At 65.8% G+C, this 20935-nt stretch carries 21 protein-coding genes and 1 riboswitch; of the genes, 5 read left to right on the top strand and 16 right to left on the bottom strand.

What is annotated here, in order from left to right; translation table 11 throughout:
- Positions 1 to 27 precede the first annotated feature (27 nt).
- The 4 genes from VVR85_RS02520 to gndA form a co-directional block, all read right to left on the bottom strand.
- A complete protein-coding gene (locus tag VVR85_RS02520; protein ID WP_368519376.1) occupies positions 28 to 888 on the bottom strand; it encodes a VWA domain-containing protein in 861 nt (286 codons plus the stop codon).
- Positions 889 to 951: 63 nt separating this feature from the next.
- Positions 952 to 1812 (bottom strand): 3-methyladenine DNA glycosylase, encoded by an 861-nt coding sequence (locus tag VVR85_RS02515; protein ID WP_368519375.1) that lies wholly within the window; start codon positions 1810 to 1812, stop codon positions 952 to 954.
- 3 nt (positions 1813 to 1815) lie between these two features.
- The gene (locus VVR85_RS02510) at positions 1816 to 3195 is read right to left on the bottom strand and encodes a DEAD/DEAH box helicase (RefSeq protein ID WP_368519374.1); all 1380 of its coding nucleotides are present in this window, start codon (positions 3193 to 3195) and stop codon (positions 1816 to 1818) included.
- A gap of 38 nt (positions 3196 to 3233) precedes the next feature.
- Complete coding sequence (gene gndA / locus VVR85_RS02505; protein WP_368519373.1) at positions 3234 to 4694, bottom strand: NADP-dependent phosphogluconate dehydrogenase; 1461 nt, start codon at positions 4692 to 4694, stop codon at positions 3234 to 3236.
- A gap of 57 nt (positions 4695 to 4751) precedes the next feature.
- On the opposite strand from gndA, the gene VVR85_RS02500 reads away from it, so the two are divergent.
- Positions 4752 to 5225, top strand: a complete 474-nt coding sequence (locus VVR85_RS02500) for a PaaI family thioesterase (RefSeq protein ID WP_368519372.1) — start codon at positions 4752 to 4754, stop codon at positions 5223 to 5225.
- Between the two features lie 4 nt (positions 5226 to 5229).
- Here the strand turns inward: VVR85_RS02500 and VVR85_RS02495 are convergent, their stop codons facing one another.
- Complete coding sequence (locus VVR85_RS02495) at positions 5230 to 6303, bottom strand: magnesium and cobalt transport protein CorA (protein WP_368519371.1); 1074 nt, start codon at positions 6301 to 6303, stop codon at positions 5230 to 5232.
- Positions 6304 to 6391: 88 nt separating this feature from the next.
- Here VVR85_RS02495 and VVR85_RS02490 point away from each other — a divergent pair, with 88 nt between their 5' ends.
- A complete protein-coding gene (locus VVR85_RS02490; RefSeq protein WP_368519370.1) occupies positions 6392 to 6994 on the top strand; it encodes a class I SAM-dependent methyltransferase in 603 nt (200 codons plus the stop codon).
- 18 nt (positions 6995 to 7012) lie between these two features.
- Here the strand turns inward: VVR85_RS02490 and VVR85_RS02485 are convergent, their stop codons facing one another.
- From VVR85_RS02485 to VVR85_RS02470, 4 genes are all read right to left on the bottom strand, one after another.
- Complete coding sequence (locus VVR85_RS02485) at positions 7013 to 8599, bottom strand: bifunctional hydroxymethylpyrimidine kinase/phosphomethylpyrimidine kinase (RefSeq protein ID WP_368519369.1); 1587 nt, start codon at positions 8597 to 8599, stop codon at positions 7013 to 7015.
- 89 nt (positions 8600 to 8688) lie between these two features.
- The gene (gene thiE, locus VVR85_RS02480) at positions 8689 to 9330 is read right to left on the bottom strand and encodes a thiamine phosphate synthase (protein ID WP_368519368.1); all 642 of its coding nucleotides are present in this window, start codon (positions 9328 to 9330) and stop codon (positions 8689 to 8691) included.
- The gene (gene thiM, locus VVR85_RS02475; protein ID WP_368519367.1) at positions 9327 to 10130 is read right to left on the bottom strand and encodes a hydroxyethylthiazole kinase; all 804 of its coding nucleotides are present in this window, start codon (positions 10128 to 10130) and stop codon (positions 9327 to 9329) included. Before thiM ends, thiE begins: the two co-directional genes overlap by 4 nt.
- Positions 10119 to 10221, bottom strand: a riboswitch (TPP riboswitch). (Overlaps the previous gene by 12 nt.)
- A gap of 219 nt (positions 10222 to 10440) precedes the next feature.
- A complete protein-coding gene (locus tag VVR85_RS02470; protein ID WP_368519366.1) occupies positions 10441 to 11796 on the bottom strand; it encodes an NAD(P)/FAD-dependent oxidoreductase in 1356 nt (451 codons plus the stop codon).
- Positions 11797 to 12041: 245 nt separating this feature from the next.
- Between VVR85_RS02470 and VVR85_RS02465 the strand changes: the two genes are divergently transcribed.
- Both VVR85_RS02465 and VVR85_RS02460 read left to right on the top strand, forming a co-directional pair.
- Complete coding sequence (locus VVR85_RS02465) at positions 12042 to 13367, top strand: class I SAM-dependent methyltransferase (protein WP_368519365.1); 1326 nt, start codon at positions 12042 to 12044, stop codon at positions 13365 to 13367.
- A 90-nt stretch (positions 13368 to 13457) separates the two neighbouring features.
- Complete coding sequence (locus tag VVR85_RS02460) at positions 13458 to 13985, top strand: SRPBCC domain-containing protein (RefSeq protein ID WP_368519364.1); 528 nt, start codon at positions 13458 to 13460, stop codon at positions 13983 to 13985.
- Positions 13986 to 14573: 588 nt separating this feature from the next.
- On the opposite strand, the gene VVR85_RS02455 is transcribed toward VVR85_RS02460, so the two are convergent.
- The 3 genes from VVR85_RS02455 to VVR85_RS02445 all read right to left on the bottom strand — a co-directional run bounded on the left by VVR85_RS02455 (position 14574) and on the right by VVR85_RS02445 (position 15752).
- Complete coding sequence (locus VVR85_RS02455; protein ID WP_368519363.1) at positions 14574 to 14747, bottom strand: hypothetical protein; 174 nt, start codon at positions 14745 to 14747, stop codon at positions 14574 to 14576.
- A 126-nt stretch (positions 14748 to 14873) separates the two neighbouring features.
- On the bottom strand, positions 14874 to 15581 hold the full coding sequence (locus tag VVR85_RS02450; RefSeq protein WP_368519362.1) for a YceI family protein: 708 nt from the start codon (positions 15579 to 15581) through the stop codon (positions 14874 to 14876).
- Positions 15582 to 15587: 6 nt separating this feature from the next.
- The gene (locus tag VVR85_RS02445) at positions 15588 to 15752 is read right to left on the bottom strand and encodes a hypothetical protein (protein WP_368519361.1); all 165 of its coding nucleotides are present in this window, start codon (positions 15750 to 15752) and stop codon (positions 15588 to 15590) included.
- Between the two features lie 312 nt (positions 15753 to 16064).
- Here VVR85_RS02445 and VVR85_RS02440 point away from each other — a divergent pair, with 312 nt between their 5' ends.
- A complete protein-coding gene (locus VVR85_RS02440) occupies positions 16065 to 16445 on the top strand; it encodes an RNA polymerase-binding protein RbpA (protein WP_296203648.1) in 381 nt (126 codons plus the stop codon).
- 92 nt (positions 16446 to 16537) lie between these two features.
- Here VVR85_RS02440 and VVR85_RS02435 read toward each other — a convergent pair whose 3' ends face one another.
- The 4 genes from VVR85_RS02435 to VVR85_RS02420 form a co-directional block, all read right to left on the bottom strand.
- Complete coding sequence (locus VVR85_RS02435) at positions 16538 to 17710, bottom strand: ABC transporter ATP-binding protein (RefSeq protein WP_368519360.1); 1173 nt, start codon at positions 17708 to 17710, stop codon at positions 16538 to 16540.
- Positions 17711 to 17799: 89 nt separating this feature from the next.
- Positions 17800 to 18696, bottom strand: a complete 897-nt coding sequence (locus VVR85_RS02430) for a polyprenol monophosphomannose synthase (RefSeq protein WP_368519359.1) — start codon at positions 18694 to 18696, stop codon at positions 17800 to 17802.
- Positions 18697 to 18712: 16 nt separating this feature from the next.
- Positions 18713 to 20266 carry an apolipoprotein N-acyltransferase gene (gene lnt / locus VVR85_RS02425; RefSeq protein ID WP_368519358.1) on the bottom strand — a complete coding sequence of 518 codons (1554 nt, stop codon included), beginning with the start codon at positions 20264 to 20266 and terminating at the stop codon, positions 18713 to 18715.
- Positions 20266 to 20865 (bottom strand): FxsA family protein, encoded by a 600-nt coding sequence (locus VVR85_RS02420; protein WP_368519357.1) that lies wholly within the window; start codon positions 20863 to 20865, stop codon positions 20266 to 20268. Before VVR85_RS02420 ends, lnt begins: the two co-directional genes overlap by 1 nt.
- Positions 20866 to 20935: the final 70 nt, after the last annotated feature.

The following is a 20935-nucleotide window of genomic DNA, read 5'->3' as shown; positions in this document are numbered from 1 at the left end:
AGCGCCTCGGCAGGGCGCTCGCGCTGGCTATTTCACGCCGGCGGCCGTGCCGATGGCTCGGTTGACGGCGTTGGCGTCGTCGGCGCGGTCGACCTTTTCGAAGTAGTCGGCGGCGTCTTCCAAGGCCTTATCGACCTCGCCGTCGCCCAGGTGCACCACGGAAATCTCCACGTTGCTGTCCTTGGCGGAGGCCAACTGGCTGGCGAAGTCCTCGTCGGCCAGCGCGTCGTCGGTGCCGGTGGTCACCAGCACGACGCGGGCGGGCGCATTGGATTCGCGGGCATAGTCGGCGGCGTTGTTCGCCGCGGCGACGATGGCGCTGCGGGTCTGCGGCACGCCGCCGGTGCCGAAGTTGTTGACCACGCTAGCGGTCTCGCCGGCGTCGCTAAAGCCCAAGTTCTGGCGGTATCCGACGGTAGCCGTGGCGGAAATCGGGGAGGAGTAGTTCCACAGGGACACGGCCTTGTCCTCGCCACCGACGCCCTCGGCGGCCCCGGCCACGCCGCCCGCCGCAGCGTCGAAGTACGGGGCCATCTGATCCGAGGTATCCAGCAGGAAGAGCGTGGCCTCCGGAGCATCCGGGGCAGTGGCGCCGGCGGCCGCGGCGGTGGACGCGGCCGCGCTTTCCGAAGCGGGCGCGGAGGATTCCGCGGAGCTTGGAGCCTCGCTGGCCGCGGAGGACTCAGAGGCGGCCGGCTCGTCGGTGGCGGTCTCCTCGGCGGCCTGGGTAGTTTCCTGAGCGGCCGTATCGGTCCCGTCGCCGGTGTCGTCGTTGCCGGTGAACAGGTAAAGAAGCAGGCCTAGCACCACCAAAATGACTAGGACAATGACGGCGATGAGCCATCCGGCGATAGCGAAGTTGTTCTTGTCGTTGGCATGACGGGCCATTTCGTCTTCCTCACTTGTGGTGCTTGCGGGGCCACGACGCTCAGTCCGCAGGACCAAGCGTGCTTAGCTGCCCAGTCTAGTGGCTTGGGCCTGCTCAATGAGTCCGACAAGCCGCTGGCGGATGGGTTCGGCCCGCTGGGCCAGCGCCCGCTGCCGGTGCACGTATTCTGCCTTGCCTTCCGGGGTCTCGATGGCGACGACGCCAAAACCCCAGGAACGGCAGTCGTACGGCGAGGCCTCCATGTCCAGCACGCGGGCATCGACGGCCAGATCTAGCGCGTCCAAGAAGACCTCCCCGGGGACGAGGGGCCCGAGCTTCCACGCCCACTTGTAGAGGTCCATCGTCACGTGCACGCAGCCGGCCTGGTCGTTGTTCGGCTGCTCCTGCCGGTTCAGCGGCCGGATGTTGAGCGGCCGGGCCGGGGGAGTAAAGAAGCGGAAGGCGTCGTAGTGGTTGCATTTGAGCCGGTGGGACTCCACCACCGCATTGGTGCCGTCGGCGCCCAAGCGCAGGGGCAAATCGTGCCGCGGGGAATCGGTGCGGTAGACCATCGCCCACTCGTGGAGGCCGAAGCAGTCGAAATTGACTGGGTTGCGCGCCGACTGAGTAAGCAGGCGGTGGATATAGGACACGGAGTCGCCCCGGCGGGCCCAGAACGCCTCGAGATTAAGCCCGACCGTACCCTCCGCGTCGCGGTGATAATCCCGCCATTCGGCGTGGGGCGGGTGGCCGGCCAACCGGGTACCCACCCCGGGATGCCAGGCCCGCAGGTGGCTGGGGCGGACCGGATAGTACTGGAAAAGGAAGTCGTAGACCGGATGGTAACTGCCCGGGTGGCGGAACCGCGCCATACGGTCATCCGCCCGTGCCTCATGGGCAGCGAGTAGTTCCTGCCACTGTTGCGGGGCAAGGACTTCGGCCATGGTCTACTTCCTCCTCGGGTTCTTCCTATCGGCGCCGGTGCGCTTGTTCGTCCGGGTGGAGCCGGCGGCCGTCTTCCGGCCCCGGCTGCCGCTGCCGCGGCGCGGGCGCGGCTTCTTGGTGCCGGGCTGGCGCTCAGCGGAGCTCTTGCGGGCCTTGCCCGAGCCTGCCTGCGGCTGCTGACCCGGCGGGGGCAGGGGAGTCCCAGGCGGGTTGGTGGCCCCGGTGACCTCTACCAGGCGCGGGTCGTGGGCGGGATCCGCGGAGTCGGAGAGATCGATGACCGTGGCGTCCACCCCGGCCTTGCGGAGCAGCTGGGTGATTTCGTCGCGCTGCTGCTCCATGCCCAGGGTGACCACGGTACCGGACTCGCCGCCGCGAGCGGTGCGCCCGGCCCGGTGGAGATAGGCCTTGTGCTCGGCGGGCGGATCGACGTGGACTACCAAGGATACGCCGCTGATGTCGATGCCCCGGGCGGCGATGTCGGTGGCCACCAGCACCGGCACGCTGCCGTCGCGGAAGCCCTCGATGGCGCGGGTGCGCGCGCCCTGGCCCTTGTCACCGTGCAGCGGCTGGGCGTTGATCCCGTTGCGGCGCAGCTTCTTGGTCTGGCGGTCCACGCCGTGCTTGGTGCGCATGAACATGATGGTCTTGCCGGCGCGGGCGGCGATGGTCAGGACCACGTCGTTGCGCTGGGGCCGATCGCCCACGTAAAAGGCGTAGTGCTCCATGGTGTCGACGGCGGCTTCCACCGGCGCGGTGGAGTGCTCAACCGGCGAATCTAGGAAGGTGTTGACGACTTCTTCGACGGCGGCGTCCAGGGTGGCCGAAAACAGGAGGCGCTGCCCGTCCGCCGGGGTCAGGGCTAGGAGCTTTTTCACCTGCGGCAAAAAGCCCATGTCGGCCATCTGATCGGCCTCGTCCAGCGTGGTGATCTCCACCTGGGACAGATCCAGGTAGCCCTGGTTGATGAGGTCTTGGGCGCGACCCGGGGTGGCGACCAAGACGTCGACGGGGCGGGCTAGCTGCCGGATGTGGTTGTTGATGTTGACGCCGCCGACCACGGCGAGGGTGCGGAGGTTGAGGCTGGCCGCCAGGCCGTCGAGGCGCTCCTGGATCTGGGTGGCCAGCTCCCGGGTCGGCGCTAGGATGAGCCCGCGGGGCTTGCCCGGGCGCGAGACGCCCTTGCCGCCCAGGCGGGCCAGCATCGGCAGCCCGAAGCCCAGGGTCTTGCCGGAGCCGGTCGGGGCGCGCCCTAGCAGGTCCTTGCCCGCTAGTACGTCGGGGATGGTGGCCGACTGGATAGGGAAGGGGCTGTCCATCCCCTGCTGGGCCAGGGTGTCGACGAGGGCGCGAGGTAAGCCGAGATCGGCGAAAGTAGTCATAAGGTGCTTTAGTCTAGCACCGCATGACTAAAAGACGACTAGTCCCACTGGCTCAGGCTGCGGTCACCGGACCACTCGAGGTGGTAGGTGCCCGGCTTGTCGGTGCGCTGGAAGGTGTGGGCGCCGAAGTAGTCGCGCTGGCCCTGAATCAGGGCGGCTGGTAGGCGCTCGGCGCGCAGGGAGTCGTAGTAGGACAGCGAGGAGGCGAAGACCGGTACCGGCAGGCCCAGCTGGGTCGCGGCGACGACCACTCGGCGCCAAGCGGAGATGAGCTTGCCCAGCTCGTCCTGGAAGTACGGCGCCAGGATGAGCGCCGGCAGCTGCGGGTCGGCGTCGTAGGCCTCGCGGATGCGGTCCAGGAACTTCGCGCGAATGATGCAGCCGCCACGCCAGATGGTGGCCAGGTCCCGCGGGTCGACGTCCCAGTTGTGCTCGGCGGAGCCGGCCTTGATCTCGTCGAAGCCTTGGGAATAGGCGATGAGCTTCGAGGCATAGAGCGCGCGGCGGACGTCCTCGATGAACTCGGCGCGGTCAAGGTCCAGCGACTCGAAGGTGGCCTCGGTACCGGCCGGCAGCCCCGCGTCCTGGGCGGCGGCGCGCTGCGCGGTGGACGAGGACAGTGCGCGAGCGAAGACGGCCTCGGCGATGCCGGTGATCGGCACGCCCAGCTCCAGACCGTTGATGGCGGTCCAGCGGCCGGTGCCCTTCTGGCCGGCAGCATCCACGATGACGTCGACCAGGGGCTTACCGGTTGCCGGATCGTCCTGGGCCAGGACCTCGGCGGTGATCTCAATCAGGTAGGAATCCAGGTCGCCGGAGTTCCACTCGCGGAAGGTCTCGGCGATTTCGTGCGGGCTCAGCCCGGCGCCGTAGCGCAGCAGCTGGTAGGCCTCGCCGATGACCTGCATGTCGGCGTATTCGATGCCGTTGTGGACCATCTTGACGAAGTGGCCGGCACCATCGGGGCCGATGTGGGTCACGCACGGGGTGCCGTCGACCTCGGCGGCGATGGACTCCAGGATCGGGCCCAGGGTCTCCCAGGACTCGGCCGGCCCACCCGGCATGATGGAGGGGCCGTTCAGGGCGCCCTCCTCGCCGCCGGAGATGCCGGCGCCGACGAAGTGGCGGCCGCGGGCGGCGACTTCCTGCTCACGGCGGATGGTGTCGGTGTAGTGGGCGTTGCCGCCATCGATGATGATGTCGCCGTCATCCATGGCGCTGGCCAGCTGGTCGATGACCGCGTCGGTGGCGGCGCCGGCCTTGACCATGATTATGGCCTTGCGGGGGCGCTCCAAGGAGGCCACGAAGTCTTCAATGGTCTCGGAGGCGATGAAGCTGCCTTCACCCGCGTGCTCGTCCATGAAGGCGCGAGTCTTTTCCGGGCTGCGGTTGAACACGGCCACGGTGTTGCCATTGTGGGCGAAGTTGCGGGCGAGGTTAGACCCCATCACGGCGAGGCCAACGACACCAATCTGGGCGAGATCCTTAGATTCAGTCATGCCGCCTAGATTACCGCATAGACCATCGGCACAGCCGAAAGACTAGATTGGGAAAGCATGAGTGCTAGCGGACAACCCTTAAACCCGACTCACGAGCTAGAACAGCTGCTGTACGGGGCCCACGAAACTGCCCTGGATACCGCCCAGCTGGCCACGATCAACCGGCAGCTGACCGGCCTCGACGCCACCCTGGGGATCACCTACACGGTCATTCGCAACGGCGAGGTGCGCGCCACCATGGCAGTCGATGCCCGTCACCACCAGCCGTGGGGCGTGGCCAACGGGGGCGTGTACGCGTGCTTGACGGAATCGGTCGCCTCGGTGGCCGGCGTGGTCGCCGCGCGCCGGCCCGTCGTCGGCGTCAACAACAACACCGACTTCCTGCGCCCGGCCAGCTCCGGCACGCTGACCGCCACGGCCACGCCGCTGCACCTGGGCCGGCGCACTCAGCTGTGGGGCGTGGACATCTGCGACGAGCAGGGCCGGCTGATGGCCCGCTCCCAGCTGCGGACGATGCCCCTGGGAGGCTAGCGCCCTAGAGCCAGTTGTTGCGGCGGAACCACCAGAACATCAGCGCCACAATCCCGATCATGACCAGCAGAGCGATGGGGTAGCCGTACTCGGTGTGCAGCTCCGGCATGTGGTCGAAGTTCATACCGTAGATACCGGCGACCATCGTGGGCGCGGCGGCCATGCCGACCACGGCGGAGATGGTGCGCATGTCGGAGTTTTGCTGCATGGACACCTTCGCCACCGAGGCATCGATTAGCGAGGTCAGCCGCTCATCGAAGGAGGCGACCTCGTCGCGGACCACCAGCTCGTGGTCGTTGACGTCGCGCAGGTAGGAACGGATCTTTTTGGGGATCAGGTCCTTGTGGTCGTTGACCATGGCCTGCAGGGCCGTCGACAGCGGCGCGACGGCGTGCTTCATCTCCAGGATCTCGCGCTTGAACATGTAGATGCGGTCGATGTTGAACTGCGCGCCCGGGGTGAAGACCTCCTCCTCGACCTCATCGACCTCGGTCTCGAGCAGGGTAGTGATCTCCTTGTAGCGGTCGACCATCATGTCCAGGACCTTCCAGGCCAGCGCGATGGGGCCGAGCTCGACCAGGTCCTGCTCGTCGTTGATGCAGTGGGCCAGGTTGGGCAGCTTCGCACCGTGGCGGACGGTGATGAGGAATTCGTAGGCGACGATCATCTGGATCTCGCCGGTGGTAATGATCTGGCGCTTGTCCTTGACCTCGTCGTGGTCGCGGTAATTGACCGAGCGGGCCACCACGAAGAGCTGATCGTCGTAACGCTCCAGCTTGGGGCGCTGGTGGGCCTGGACCGTGTCCTCCACGATCAACTCGTGGATATTGAACTTGCTGGCTACCTGGGTCATCTGGCTTTCGTACGGCTCGTGCATGCCGACCCAGATGAAGCCACGCCCGTATTCGCGGAGGGCTTCTTGCGCTGAGCGCGGGGTGTACTCACCCGGCAGGGCCTCGCCATCGACGAAGACGCGGCAATGCTCGATTGCCTCTTCGACGGGGACCTTGAACTGGGTGACCTCGGGTTGCGACAGCTTTTTCTTGCGGGGCCGAAGCGGGTTGGGCACATTTGCCATGGCGGCCTCCTCCTCGTGGTCGGGCAGTAGTAGCCGCTCTGTGCGGCGAATAAAGTGTAGCGCGAAACCCCGCCCTATAATGAAACCTATGCCTACGTGGAAAGAACTGACGACAGCCAACCCCGCTCATTCCCACAACTACGCGCGGCGTTGGAAGCTGATGCAGGCCCAGGGCAAAGACATCAACGGCGAAGCACGCCTCATTGATGCCATGGCTGAGCGCGAATCCAAGATTCTCGACGCTGGTTGCGGCACCGGCCGCGTCGGCGGCGAGCTGGTCCGCCGCGGCCACGACGTCCTGGGCGTCGACGTCGACCCCGTGCTCATCGAGCACGCGGAGCACGACTTCCCGGAGGGCCGCTGGGTGGTAGGGGACCTCTCCGCCGAGGAGATCCCTGAGTCCGGCTTCGATCTGGCCGTCTCCGCGGGCAACGTCATGGGCTTTCTGGCGCCGGAGGGCCGGGAGCCGGCACTGCGCCACATCTTCGAGGCGCTGCGCCCCGGCGGCCGCCTGGTGACCGGCTTCGGCGCCGGCCGCGGTTGGGAATTCGCCGATTTCATCGCCCAGGCCGAGCAGGTCGGTTTCCGCGTGGACAACCAGTTCAGCTCCTGGGACCTCAAGCCCTTCGGCCCGAACTCGGCCTTCCTGGTCGCCGTCTTGACCCGACCGGGCGCCGACCTCATCCAGTAGCGGTTCTACCGCCCCCGGTTAGAAGCGCCGGTCGGCTTGGTCGAAGAAGGCCAGCTCGGCCAGGCTGGCACGGTAGAAGGCGTCGAAGGCGCGCTGGCGCTGGCCCTCGGTGGCCTCCTCCAGGGCGTCCTCGACCATCTGCAGGGCACGCTGGGTGCCTTCCACGAAGTCGGGGCCCGAGTACATCTGCAGCCACGCGTGGAAGGGGTGATCCGCGCGATCCTGGGTCAGCAGGTGCCGCCCGACCTCGGCGTAGAGCCAGTAGCACGGCAGCACGGCCGCGGCGGCGACCGCGTAATCCTCGGTATAGGTCGTGGCCACCAGGAAATCCGTGTAGGCGCTGGTGACCGGGGAGGGGCGGTCGGTGGTTTCCCCGCCCAGCCAGTCACGGTGTAGCTCGGATTCGGCAACCAGGACCTCCGCCGCCCCGGCGGCCCAGAACTGGCGGTCCTGCGGGTCCCGGGCGAGCGCGCCGAGCCGCCCCAGGGCAGTAGAGTAGTGGCGCAGATAGATCGCGTCCTGGGCCACGTAGACGCTGAAATCGTCAGCGTCCAATGTGCCGTCGCCCAGGCGGCTGATAAACGGCAGATCAACTAAATCCTTCCACAACCCCAGGGTTCCGGCCCAAAGCGCCGCCGTGTGCGGTCCGGCCGCCGGGATGACCGGCTGCGGGGCGGGCTGGGAATCCGCCGCGGCATAGGCGGCGGCAAGGTCCACGGCCGGCACCGGCTCGGCGCTCGCCGCCCGGGCCAGGCGGCGCTGCCTGTGCCCGTGGTCGACCGGCCCGTGGCCGCGGCCCACCGCCAAGGCGTCGGCGTTGGCGATCGCCTCGTGCAGCCAGCGGGTGGACCACTCCAGACCCGCGGCGAGCCCCTCGCCTTGGCCCAGCCGAGTGGCCAGCGCCGAGGACAAGGAGCAGCCGGTCCCGTGCGTGTTCTTGGTCGCCACCCGCGGGCAGGACACGCGGTGGATAAGGCCGGTGCCATCGACCACGGCGTTATCCGCACGGTTGTCGCGCAGGTGCCCGCCCTTGACGATGACCGTGGTCCCGGTGCGCTGCGCCCAGCCCTGGGCCATGGCCACCGCCTGGTCCACGTCGGTGGCTTCCTCCTCGGGGCTTAGCCCGCACAGGACCGCCAGCTCCTTGAGGTTGGGCGTGACGCAATCGACCCGGCCCGCCAGATCGAGAATCGCGGCTTCGGCTTTCTTTTCCAACAGGCGATCCCCGGAGGTAGCCACCATGACGGGATCCAGGACGACCGGCGTGCTACCCAGCGTGGCGATGAATTCGCGGACGATGTCGATAGTCTCCGGGGTGCCCAGCATGCCGATCTTTACCGCGTCGATGTCCACGTCGGCGGCCACGGAGGCCAGCTGGTCGCGCAGCACCTGCGCCGGCGGGGTGAAGATGGAGTCCACACCCTGGGTATTCTGCGAGACGATCGCGGTGGTCACGGCCATGCCGTAGCCGCCCGCGGCGCTAATCGCCTTCAAATCGGCGTGCAGGCCCGCCCCGCCGGTCGGGTCGGTCCCGGCGATAGACAGGACGCGGGCAACGGGCAGCGGCTGGCTAGGCCGAGTGCCAAGTGGGTAGACGTGAGTCATGGTTGTACTCCTATCGAGCAATAAATTGAGCGCAGCATTGAACGCTGGGCGTGCAAAAGCCGTGCGCAGTGCGGCAGAGGGCGGATTGACTAACGGCGAAAGGCGGCGACGAGTTCGCTCGCGGCGGAGGCCGGGTCCTCGGCGGCCATGATGGCGGAGACCACGCAGACTCCGGCGAAGGCGCTGCCTTTCAGCTCCGCGACGTTGTGGGCCTTCAGCCCGCCGATGGCTACGGCGGGCATCCCAGCCTCCTTGGCGCGGCCTGCCAGGGTTGCGGCAGCCTCGACCCCGATGCCGGCGGGCGCGTTCGCCTTGGTGGCGGTGCTAAAGACGGGCCCGATGCCGAGAACGTCCGGGCGGGCCGCTCCCGTGGCGCTGAGTGCGGCGTCGAGCTCCTCCTCGGAGCCGACGGACAGCCCCACCAGTGCATCGTCGGCCAGCAGCGAGCGGGCTTCGGCGACACTGAGATCGTCTTGGCCGACGTGCAGGTGGCAGCCGAGCTCGGCGGCCAGCTCCACGCGGTCGTTGATAAACAGCGGGATCTGGCCCAGCTCTTCCTGCAGGCGGCGGGCGTAGGGGAGCAGCTCGGCGTCGCTGGCTTCCTTGTCCCGCAGCTGCACCACGGTAGCACCGCCGCGGCAGGCGGCCACGGCGATGTCGGCGACGTTGTCCCGGCCGCCGGCTAGCCCCGGGTCGGTGACGAGGTAGAGGCTCCAGTCGATCGGGCTCATGCCAGTTCCACGGGCTGGAGGGCGCTGTAGGTGATGAGATCCTCGGGGCCTAAGTCGTAGAGGGCGTCCATCCAGGCGACGGCGAAGCTGCCGGGCGACTGGGCCTGTTGGTAGGCCAGGGAGCCGGCCACGGACACGTGGGCGTGCGCGGCGATGACCGCGGCGAGCGGCGGCTGACCGGTGCCCAAGTAGGCGGCGGTGATAGCGCCCAGGCTGCAGCCGGTGCCGATGACCCGCTGGAGTAGCGGCACGCCGCCGGCGAGCTCCCAGGCCTCTTCCTGGGTGACGAGGACGTCCTTCTCGCCGGAGATAGCCACCACGCCGCCGGTGCGCTGTGCCAGCGCCTGGGCGGCGGGCAGGGCGGCGGTCGCCGTGTCGGTGGCATCGACGCCGCGGCCGCCCTCGCCCAGCTGTGCCAGCGCAATGATCTCGGAGGCGTTGCCACGAATGGCCGCGGGCTTCGCGCCTACTACTGAGCGGGCGAATTCCGTACGGGTGGACAGGCCGCCGGCGGCAACCGGGTCGAGCACCCACGGGTTTCCGGCCTCGTTGGCACCGGCGATCGCCTCGCGCATGCCCTCGTACTGGGCCGCGGACGGGGTGCCGATATTGATGAGGATGCCGTTGGCCAGGCGCGCGAACTCGCGGGATTCCTCCGGGGTATCGCACATGGCGGGGCTGGCGCCGATCGCCAGCAGCGCATTAGCGGTGACATTCGTGACGACGGTATTGGTCAAGCACTGGACCAGGGGATTGCGCTCGCGCACAGCGGCGAGAGCAGCGCATACTGCTTCCTTCACAACACTTTCCTTCGCTAGTTCTAACTAAGAGCAGGTTCCATGGGTATGTTCTCAGCCGGAATCAGTCCTTCCGGCACCCCAATGTTGTGCCGTCCACCCTAACAGAGCCGGACCCGGAATTTTTCTGGTTTGGAAGAAAACACACCCAACGGGGAACGCGACCAAGGCCAGTGCAGGCTCCTCAGAACACAGCTACGAGCCGCTAGGGACAAAAAAGAACCCCGCCGCGGTACGCGCTGGTGAGAAACCAGCGCGCACTTGCGGCGGGGTTAAGGTGCGGGTGCTCGGCGGCACCGCACGCGGGGGCTCTTTAGGCCTCGGAATCCTTCGTCTTCTTGGCCAGCGCGTTGCGGGCGGTGCGCATCTGCTCGGTGATGGCGAGGTTACCGCGGTCGCGGGTAAACGCGTTGGAGATCCAGTTGATGAAGGTGACGAAGCGGTTGCGCATGCCGACCAGGTAGGTCGCGTGCAGCGCCAGCCAGCCCAACCAGGCGAAGATGCCGGTGAACTCGACCTTGCCCATCTTCACCACGGCGTTGAAGCGGGAGATGATCGCCATGGAGCCCTTGTCGAAGTAGTCGAAGGGTTCCTTCTCGTTGGCGGTGGACTCCTCGTCGACCTTGGCGTCGATGAGGCGGCCGACGTGGGTACCGCCCTGCATAGCGACCTGGGCCAGGCCCGGCAGCTTGTTCAGGTTGATCATGTCACCGATGACGTAGACGTTGGAGTACTCGCCCACGGTCAGGTCCTCGTTGACGGAGACGCGGCCAGCGCGGTCGGTCTCGACGCCGGCCTGGTCGGCGACCATCTTGCCCAGCGGGGAAGCGGACACACCGGCGGACCAGATCTTGGTGGCACCGGTCAGGGTGGTCTCGGAGTCATCCTTGGTGTTCTTGTAGGTGACGGTGTCCTGGTCGACGTTGGTGACCATAGCGTTCAGGCGGACGTCGACGCCGAGCTTTTCCAGCGTGCGCTGGGCCTTGCGGCCGAGTCGCTTGCCGAACGGCGGCAGCACCTGGGGAGCGCCGTCCAGCAGGTAGATCTTGGCCGAGGACGGGCCGTAGGTGGAGAAGGCGTCGGTGAAGGTACGGTTAGCCAGCTCAGCAATCTGGCCGGTCAGCTCCACACCGGTCGGGCCAGCACCGACGATGATGAAGGTCAGCAGGCGCTCGCGCTCAGCCGGATCCTCGGTGAGCTCGGCCTGCTCGAACGCGGAGACGATGCGGGAGCGCAGCTCCAGAGCGTCGTCGATGGTCTTCATGCCCGGGGCGAACTCGGCGAAGTGGTCGTTGCCGAAGTAGGACTGGCTGGAGCCAGCGGCCACGACCAGGGAGTCGAAGCCATAGGTGCGGTGGAAGTTATCGTTTTCCGCGGTCACCGTCTGGTTTTCCAGGTCGATGTCGGTGACGGTGGCGTTGACAAAGTTCGCGTTCTGCTGCCCGCGCAGCATCTGGCGGGTGGACGGGGCGATCTCGGAAGCGGAGATCATGCCGGTAGCCACCTGGTAGAGCATCGGCTGGAACAGGTGGTGGTTCTTCTTGTCGATGATGGTGATATCGACTTCCGTGCCTTTAAGCTGCTTTACGGCGTTGATGCCGCCGAAGCCAGCGCCAATAACGACGACGTGGTGACGTCCTCCATTGGGGCGGTAAGGGGTTGCTGACATGTAGATGACTACCTTCCTAAATGCTTGAACTAAGTACCTACCGTTGAACATTGTAAACGCTACTCCCCGGAACAGATAGTTTCACCCCGATATAAACCAGGGGTCTCGGCATGGCACCCGGGCCGCGGGTGGTTTCGGCATTAATCTAGGAACGATTGGACTGAACGCGAGGCCGCCTACACAGCGTTTTTGCCTGCAGTAGCAGGTGCTGTGCGGGCGGCGTCAGGATTGGACTTTTGAAGGAAATGGCCTTGGAGCATACTGCGGCGATCGATGCCGAGCAATGGCCAGGCGTAGCCCGCGTGCCCAGCGGCCGCCTGCTGGGGCTGCGGGCCCGCCACGCGGAGGCTGATTTTGCCCGCGCCTGCGACCGCGCGGGGCTGGTCCTCGATGCCGAGGATCCGGAAGACCTAGACCTGAAGGTCGAATACGACTCCTTGTTCGCGCGGATTGCGAGCTCTGGCTGGCTGGGCTTGGCCGAGTCCTATCTGGCCGGGGAGTGGACCACGCCCAACTCGGACAAGTTGGTCCACGTCCTTACCCGGCTGGTGCAGTGCGGTTATTCCCCGAAAACACCTACCGCGCCCGTGGCCGCCTACGAAGGCGGGGAGATCCCCCAGGAGTTGCTGGCTCTCTACGCTGGCGACAGCGTGAGCCACCAGGGCGGAATCTTCGCCACCGGCGTGCCGACCACCACCCGGCAGACGATCGACCGGCAGGGCAAACCCGTCGATACCGAGCAGCACAACCGCCGCGGCCTGCCGGCCGGTGCCCATTTCGTCGACGTGACCACCATGACGGAGCCCCAGGCGGTCGACCGCGAGGATCTCAGGTCGGCCCAGACGCGGGCGGCGAACTGGCTACTCGATGCCACCGGCGTCCGCGCCGGCTCGCATTGCCTGGTCTTTCCTTCCTCCGGCGCGCGAGCCGCAGTGGAGGCGGCCGGGCGCAAGGCGACCGTGGATCTGCTCTCTGCCGATCCGGACAGCCTGCGGCCGCTGGAGGAGTTCTTCCTCCTCGAGGGCGCGGATGACTCCGTGCATTGCCAGCTTATCGACGCCCCGATTCCCGGTCCTCGCCAGTGGCGCGGCCGCTACGATTCGATTATCAGCGTCGAGCTTTTCGAGGCGCTGACCCCGCGGCAGCGCGCCGACTATATCGGCACCCTGGCACGGCTGCTGATCAGTGGGGGAAAGGCAGCCGTCCAGTCCTTGGTCGCCACCGAGCACATGACTCCGGCCGCCCGCTCAGCGTGCCAGGTCCTGCGCGCCTATATCTGGCCGGGCCTGGAGTACCCGACGGTCGCCGACGTGCACAAGGCCTTTGAGAAGAACGGACATCTGCGGATCATCGGGGAGACCCACACCGGTTCGCATTACCGCGAATCCATCACGCAGCAGCGCTCGTTCTTCTCCGGGCGCCTGCGGGAGGCGGCCGCGGCCGGCTTCGATCCCGTCTACCGCCGGCTCTGGATGTTCCAATTCGCCCTCCGCGAAGCCCTCCTGAAGGCGGAGATGCTCGACTCGGTCCAGTTCGTCGCCACGCACCGCAGCCGTGGCGGACAGCGCTAGCTCACGGCCACCTATTGTTTACCCTTTAACGGGGTAGGCTGTCCGCAGCTAGTTGCGCGACGGCCTTAATGGCCAGCTAGGCTAAGATAAATGAGTCAAGAACTGGATTTTTACGACCCGACAGGGGAGATCGAGGACGCCGACGGCGGCCCGGAGCTAGTGATTGAGCGGGAATTTCACCAGGGCCCGTCCGTGATCTGGGGCTACCTGACGGACACCAAGGATCTGGGTCGTTGGCACGGGGAGTGGACCAAGGAGTCCGACAGCCCCGAGGGCCACCCGTGCTACTTGGTCGACCACGTCGGCCGCACCAAGGATGTCCACATCGAGGTCACCGAGAAGGTGAAGCCGGAATACCTGCGCTTTGAGGTCAGCTTCGCCAACCGCCCGAACGCCTGGATGGATCTGCGCCTGACGGACACCCCGGATGGCTCCGAGCTCGAACTGCGCCACGGCCTGGCCGGCCTCGAGGACCGCGCGGAGTTCATCGGACCGATGTGGGAGTTCCTGCTGGACCGCCTCATGGCCGCAGTCTCCGGCGACGACCCGGACATCCTGGAATGGGAAAGCTATTACCCGAACCAGTCCGAGTACTACACGCTCGACAACAACCAGTAGGCCAACCACTTGGGCGACTGCGTGCCGCAAGCCGCCGGCACGCAATATCGCCGTTTGTAGAAATGGCGGGGAGTGGCCCCGGATCTAAAATGACATAATGTACATTATCGGACAATAACGTATATCGGGCGTTCACCAAGGCTAGCCCGGTTCGGTTCTACGGACTCGTCAACGACGGTCGCTTGTTGCGACTCTCAGTGTCACTACGCCGACAACCTCTTCGTGGCACTCGACGCCGCCAATGCTCCTGTGGCGCTCGTTGGCCCGGCTAAGTCGTAAGCCATCCAAATTGGGACGCAGGGTCCTGCGGACATCTCCGTGCCTTACCGAGCCCGGGCGGCAGCCTTCTTAGCCCCTAAGCTCTCGTGGACAACCTCGGTCTCATGACCTATTCCGCAGGAGATCCGCAGATCTAGACCCCTTCACCCCTAGGGGGAAGTTCGCCCTATTAACGTCACTGTGACTTTAATAGCGGGAATATCAGGGAGGACGACCGATCACCCTGTCGGCGCCGGATCCCTATTTGATATCCGGGAGGCCTTCGGCATGCCTCCGGCAGATCTCCCGGGCCCCGGTATGGCGGGCGCGCTACTTTTTCTTCTTGTTCTGGTAGGCCTGCTGGAGCTGCCAGCCGGTCAGGCCAGCTAGCGCGATGGCGATGACCATGACGAGCCACATCTTCTGCGTGGCCACGAAGATGGCGAAGCCGATGACCACCACGAGGCGGAACCACAGCATCGGAATCATGCGTTCGGTCAACATTGTGGGTCCTCTCGTTCTCGTGTGGCGCCCGCAACTTATGCGGCGGGCTCTGACTGTGGTCGATGTATTGGGTTAAGTGGCGAAGAGCGGAGCTTTGTCCGTAAATTACTTAGTTTGCGAAAGGAACTAATCCTGCTTCTCGAAGGAGATAAGGATGTTCACGTCGCCCTCCTCGGCCACCTTGGCGGCCAGGAACTCCGGGGTTTTCACGTTGTAGTCAAGGCGGTTGATTGGGATGGTACCGCCGATAACCAGGTGCTCGCCGTCGCGGAGGACGTCGAAGTCCTGCTTGATTTCCTGGGTAGCGTCCTTGATGGTCAGCTCCCCTTCCATGGTGACCTTCCCCTTGGTGCCGTCCTCCGGCACGCCAGACAGGTCTACCGGCGCCGTCAGCTTGAAGAAGGCCTCGGGGAACTTATCGGTCTCGAAGAGCTTGGACTTCATGTTCTGGTCGCGCACCTTCTTATCGGTGGTCAACTCCTCCATGAGCACCTTGATGGAGCCCTCGGTCACCTCCTGGTCGGTGACCTCGATCTCGCCGTCGACGGCCGTGGTCGAGCCCGAAGTCAGGCGGCGTTCTGCCGGTAGCACCTCGTTGAAGCTAAAGCCCACGGAGGTAAGATTCGGGGCCGTTCCGTCGCCAACGCGCCACTGGCCGTTGACGTCGGTGCTGGCCTCCTTCGCCCGGGAGTCATCGAGCGGCTCGGTGGTCACTCCGGGGCCAGCGATCATCGAGTAGATCAGCGGGCCCAGGCCCACGATGGTCAGCCCGATAATGAGGATTACGAAGACGCTGATCACCAGAGTCCGGTTGTAGAAAAGCTTCTTTAACATGGCGTTTTACCTTAACTCCTCTAGGTGGCGGGCCAAGGCCACCATCTCTTCGCATAACTGGCTGATTTCGCTGGCTTCGGCACCCTCCTGGACGGCGGTCTGGATATCCTGCGCCCCGCAGCGCAGCTCGAACAAGCCATCGGCAAGTTCGGCCGCGCTCTTGGGCGACATGATAATCGCGTCCTCCGGGATTGTAGTCCCCGAGACCGCGTTGCGCTGCTCGTAAGCGCGCTGCTTGCAGGCCGCGCTGCAAAACTTCCGGGGTCGCCCCCTGCCGTTTTGGTCCATTTCCTTATTGCACCACTGACAAGTGATCTTTGTGCGGGAATGAGCCGAAGTACGCATCACGGTAATCCACCTTAGCCCATTAACCCCTACCTGGGAACAATCACACCGCGTTCTTCGTTATACTGTTAGGACTGGACGCGGGAATAGTAATCTCCCCGCACCTTCATAGGTAAATTTAGTAAAGGATGATGTTGCATGGCAGATCGCGTACTCCGTGGCAGCCGAATGGGCGCCGTTAGCTACGAAACAGATCGCGACCACGACCTTGCGCCCCGCCAGATGGTGAAGTACCGCACCGAAGATGGCGACATTTACGAGGTCCCCTTTGCCGATGACGCAGAAATCCCCGAGGAGTGGATGTGCAAGAACGGCAAGGTAGGCACCTTGGTCGAGGGCGAGGGCGTGGAGTCCAAGCCGGCTAAGCCGCCGCGCACCCACTGGGACATGCTGTGCGAACGCCGCTCCCTGGACGAGCTGGACGAGCTCCTCGAAGAGCGCATCCAGCAGCTGCGCAAGCGCCGTCGTTCCGCTGCCCGCCTGCTGCGCGAGCAGCAGGAAAAGAAGGATAAGAAGTAACTCCTCGCCCGGGCGAGCACTCCCCGAGCCATAGAAAAACCGCCTGCCACTGATCCAGAAGGGTTCAGGGCCGGCGGTTTTTCTTTGCGCGTCTATTTCACAGTGGCCGCGCTATTGATGCGCTTACCCGTAGTCACGCTGAAGCAATGCAATTGGTTGTGGTCCACGGTGGCCACGACCCGGCTGCCCTTTTCCGGCGCGGTCCGCGGCTTGGCGCGCATGACTAGCTCGTTGCCCGTGGGCGAGGCGGCCTCCTCTGTCGTGGCCCCCGAGCTGAGCTCACTGCCGCCCGGGATCTGGCCGTAGAGGTAGGAATCCGCGCCGAGTTCCTCGACCAGTTCCAGGTCGAACGGGATATAGGCGCTGCGGGAGGCCTCCTCTTCGCCCTGTGCGACCAACTGCAGGGCCTCGGGACGCACGCCCAGGATGACCTGCTTCTCTCCGGCATCGGCCAGGGCCTGGGCGGCATCGTCAGGCAGTTGGATCCAGGCCTCACCGGAGGACGCGCGGCCTTGGGCGTCGACGGTGAACCGGCCCAAGTTCATGGCCGGAGAGCCGATGAAGCCGGCCACGAAGGTGGTCTGTGGGGCCTCGTAGAGCTCACGCGGGGTGCCGACCTGCTCGAGCACGCCGCCGTTGAGGACGGCGATGCGGTCGCCCATGGTCAGCGCCTCCGTCTGGTCGTGGGTGACGTAGACGGTGGTCACGCCAAGGCGGCGCTGTAGGGCCGCGATCTGAGTGCGCGTTTGCACGCGCAGCTTGGCGTCCAGGTTCGACAATGGCTCGTCCATGAGGAAGACCTGGGGGTTGCGCACGATGGCGCGGCCCATGGCCACGCGCTGGCGCTGGCCGCCCGACAGCGCCTTCGGCTTCCGGTCCAGCAGATCGACCAGGCCTAAGGTCTGGGCGGCCTCGTCGACGCGGCGGTTGATCTCTTCCTTCGACTCCCCGGCCAGCTTCAAGGCAAAGCCCATGTTGTCGCGCACGCTCATGTGCGGATAGAGCGCGTAGTTCTGAAAGACCATGGCGATATCGCGCTCGCGCGGGTCAAGGCTGGTGACGTCCTTGTCACCGATGAAGATGCTGCCCGAGGTGACCTCTTCGAGGCCCGCCAGCATGCGCAGCGTGGTCGATTTGCCGCAGCCCGATGGGCCGACCAGGACGAGGAACTCGCCGCCGGCGATCTCCAAGTCGAAGTCGTCCACGGACGGCGCTTGTGCGCCCGGGTAGGTCAAACTGGCGTGTTTAAAGCTCACGGTAGCCATGGTGTCTCCTCCATCGGCAGGTACGTGCCGAACGATCCGAGTGGAAAATAACTTTTGACTAGACTACCGCGCCCATAGCAAGCCCCGCGCTAGCCGCGCCGCATGGCCTTCCACTGGTGCTTGGCCAGGTTGCCCAGCTCCTCGCCGAAGTCGCCGAGCCAACGCAGCTTGTTGCCCGCCTTGTGCGGCAGGTCGTAGGCGCCGATCTCCTTGAGAGTCTGCTGGGCGATGCGCCCGGTCTCGTGGGCGACGTCGCCGGCCTGCTCCGCGCGGTGCTGCACGCCCCACTTGGTGACCTCGAAGAGAGAATCCTTGACGAAGGAGCCGTCGAGCTTGGACTCGCCGTACTCGCGCTCGGTGAAGGTGATCGGCACCTCGCGGACGTCGAAGCCCATCTTGACGGCGCGGAAGGCGACGTCCACCTGGAAGATGTAGCCGGCGTTCGACAGCTCGTCGAAGTCGAGGGCCTCCAGCAGTTCGCGGCGGAAGGCGCGGTAGCCGGCGGTCATGTCCGACAGACCGGCGCCCAGGGCCACCGAGATGTAGATGTTGCCCAGGCGGGACAGGTACTCGCGGGAGGCCGGCCAGTTGACGGTCTCGCCGCCCGGGATGTAGCGGGAGCCGATCACCAGGTCGGCGCCGTCATCGATAGCTTCCAGCAGCAGGTGCAGCTGCTCCGGGGCGTGGGAGCCGTCCGCGTCCATCTCGCACAGGACCTGGTAGTCGCGCTCTAGGCCCCACTCGAAGCCGGCGAGGTAGGCGCCCAGCAGGCCGCCCTTGCCCTCGCGGTGCAGCACATGAAGGTTCTCATCCTTAGCGGCCAGCTCATCGGCCAGGTCGCCAGTGCCGTCCGGGGAGTTATCGTCCACAACCAAGACGTGGACGTCCGGGGTGGCGGAACGCACGCGGCCGGTGATGAGCGGGAGGTTTTCCAGCTCGTTGAAGGTGGGGATGATGACCAGCGTCGACGCTGAGTTAGCGGTCACGAGTGGGAGACTCCTTCTATTTCTTGGCCCGCGTGGAGCGGGTGTTCTTCTTCGCCCTTGCGGCCGTGGGGCTCGCGGCGGCCGACCGCCGGGATCCGGCAGAGATCAGGGCAGCCAGCGCTAATACTCCACCAATAATAACCATGGCCAGTTCCAGGATCGAACCAAAGCGTACCGCAAGCGTCTCGCCGCTGCGCAGTGGCAGGTCCTCGACCAGGTATTTGGCCTCGAAGATATTCGACTCCTGGCTGACCTTCCCGTCCGGGTGAACGATGGCGGAGACACCGGAGGTCGCCGGGACCACCACCGCGCGGTCGGTTTCCAGCGCCCGCATGCGGCTCATGGCTAGCTGCTGGTAGGTCATGTCGGAAAAACCGAAAGTGGCGTTGTTGGTCGGGGTGGTTAGAATCTGCGCGCCGGACTGCACCGCGGTGCGGAAAGCCTGGTCGAAGATGACTTCGTAACAGGTTGCCACGCCGACTGCGACTCCGGCCATGCTCACCACGCCGTTGCCGTTGCCGGGTTTGAAGTCGCCGGCGAGCTCGACGTAGTCGGACAGCTTGGCGAAGAAATCCCGCATGGGCATGGTCTCGCCGAATGGCTGCAGGTACTTCTTATAGTGCCGGTCGCCGGAGTGCCCGCCGGGCTCGAAGACCTGCATGGTGTTGCGGGCGCCAACCTCGTCGTAGGTCAAGGTGCCGACCATAATCGGTACGCCGACGGCCTCGACCGCGCCCTCGATGGCAGCACGCGCTTCCTCGTCCGTGAAGGGGTTGACGTCGGAGGAATTCTCCGGCCAGATGACCAGGTCCGGCTCGTGGCCGTCGTCGGCCAGCTGCTTGGTTACCCGCACGTGGTTGTTGAGGACCGCGCGGCGCTGGGCGTTAAAATCCAGGCCCATCCGCGGAACGTTGCCCTGCACGGCCGCCACGGTCACCCGCCCGGTCTCGTGGCCGGCCATGCCGCGGGTCCAGCCGGCAACGAAGCTGGCGGCAACAACCGCCACGATGACGCCTAGGGCCGTGAAACGAACGGCGTGGCGCCGCGACCAGACCGCCACGAGGCTCGTGCCAATCAGGCTGGCCGCCACCGTCACCAGCGCGGGTCCGCCCCACTGCACCAACTGCGCCAGCGGCCCGTTGACCTGCCCCCACGCCAGGCGCACCCAGGCAAAGCCGCCGAAGGGCACGGACGAGCGGACGAATTCCACCGCCAAGTACACGAAGGGGAAGGCGAGGAATCCGAAGCGCCAGCGAGCTACCGCTGCCCCACACAGCCCGGTCAGGATGGCATAGAGGCTCAGCGCCGCCGCCAGGGCCAGGTAGGGCGTGTTACCTACCAGCTCCCCGATCCACGGCAGCAGCAGCGCGTAGGTGGCGAAACCGTGGACGAACCCCAGCCCCGCGCCCAAGCGCAGCGAGACGCGCTCCCCGCGCCATGGGGACAGGCTGAAATAGAACAACGCGATGCCCACGCAGGCCATGGGCCACCAATTCAGCGGGGCATAACCGGTATAGACCACCGCCCCCGACCCGGCTGCCAGCAGCCACCGGGCGAGCAGTCGCCACACTAGCGCTTATCCCCCGGCTGCGAGCCGTCCTCGCCGCCTGTATTCCCCGAATCCGGCTCTCCAAAGTCGGACGGGTTAGCGTTTTCGGACCAGCGGCGGATCTCTTCTTCCTCGAGCACGGTCGGCTCGTGCGACGCGCCGGCGCCGCCCGCGGGCCCGCCGAAGCTGCCGTAGCTGTCATGCTGCTGCGACATCGGGCTGCGGTCATACAGGCGCACGCCGAAGTTCTCCACCGAACGCAGCAGGCGGAAGGCGATGAAGCCGCGCAGCAGCGCCCGGGTCGGCGGGAACAGGAAGAGCAGGCCCACCAGCGTGGTGAAAAATCCCGGCAGGGTGAGCAGGATGCCGCCGACCATGGTCAGGCCGACGTTGCCGGCGGTCTTGCCCGGGGTATCGTCCTGCATAACGGCGGTGCCGTCCTCTTGGCGCACCACCTTGGAGCTCATGATCCGGCGGGCCTCCCAACCGGCGATCGACATCCCGAAGAACATCGTGGCGAACAAAGCGACCAGCGCCCAGCCCACGCCAATGAGCGAGACCACAGCCCAAAACGTCAGGGTTTCTAAAACCAGGTAGGCAACAAACAGCAGAAACGGCATAATTCCCTAGCCTACCTGCCTGACTGGACAATGTGGAACAGGCGCGAAGGCGGCGATGAGACTCACCCAC

The organism is Corynebacterium sp. LK2590 (assembly GCF_040946105.1).
Taxonomy (GTDB): domain Bacteria; phylum Actinomycetota; class Actinomycetes; order Mycobacteriales; family Mycobacteriaceae; genus Corynebacterium.
This window is presented reverse-complemented; position numbering and strand designations above follow the sequence as displayed.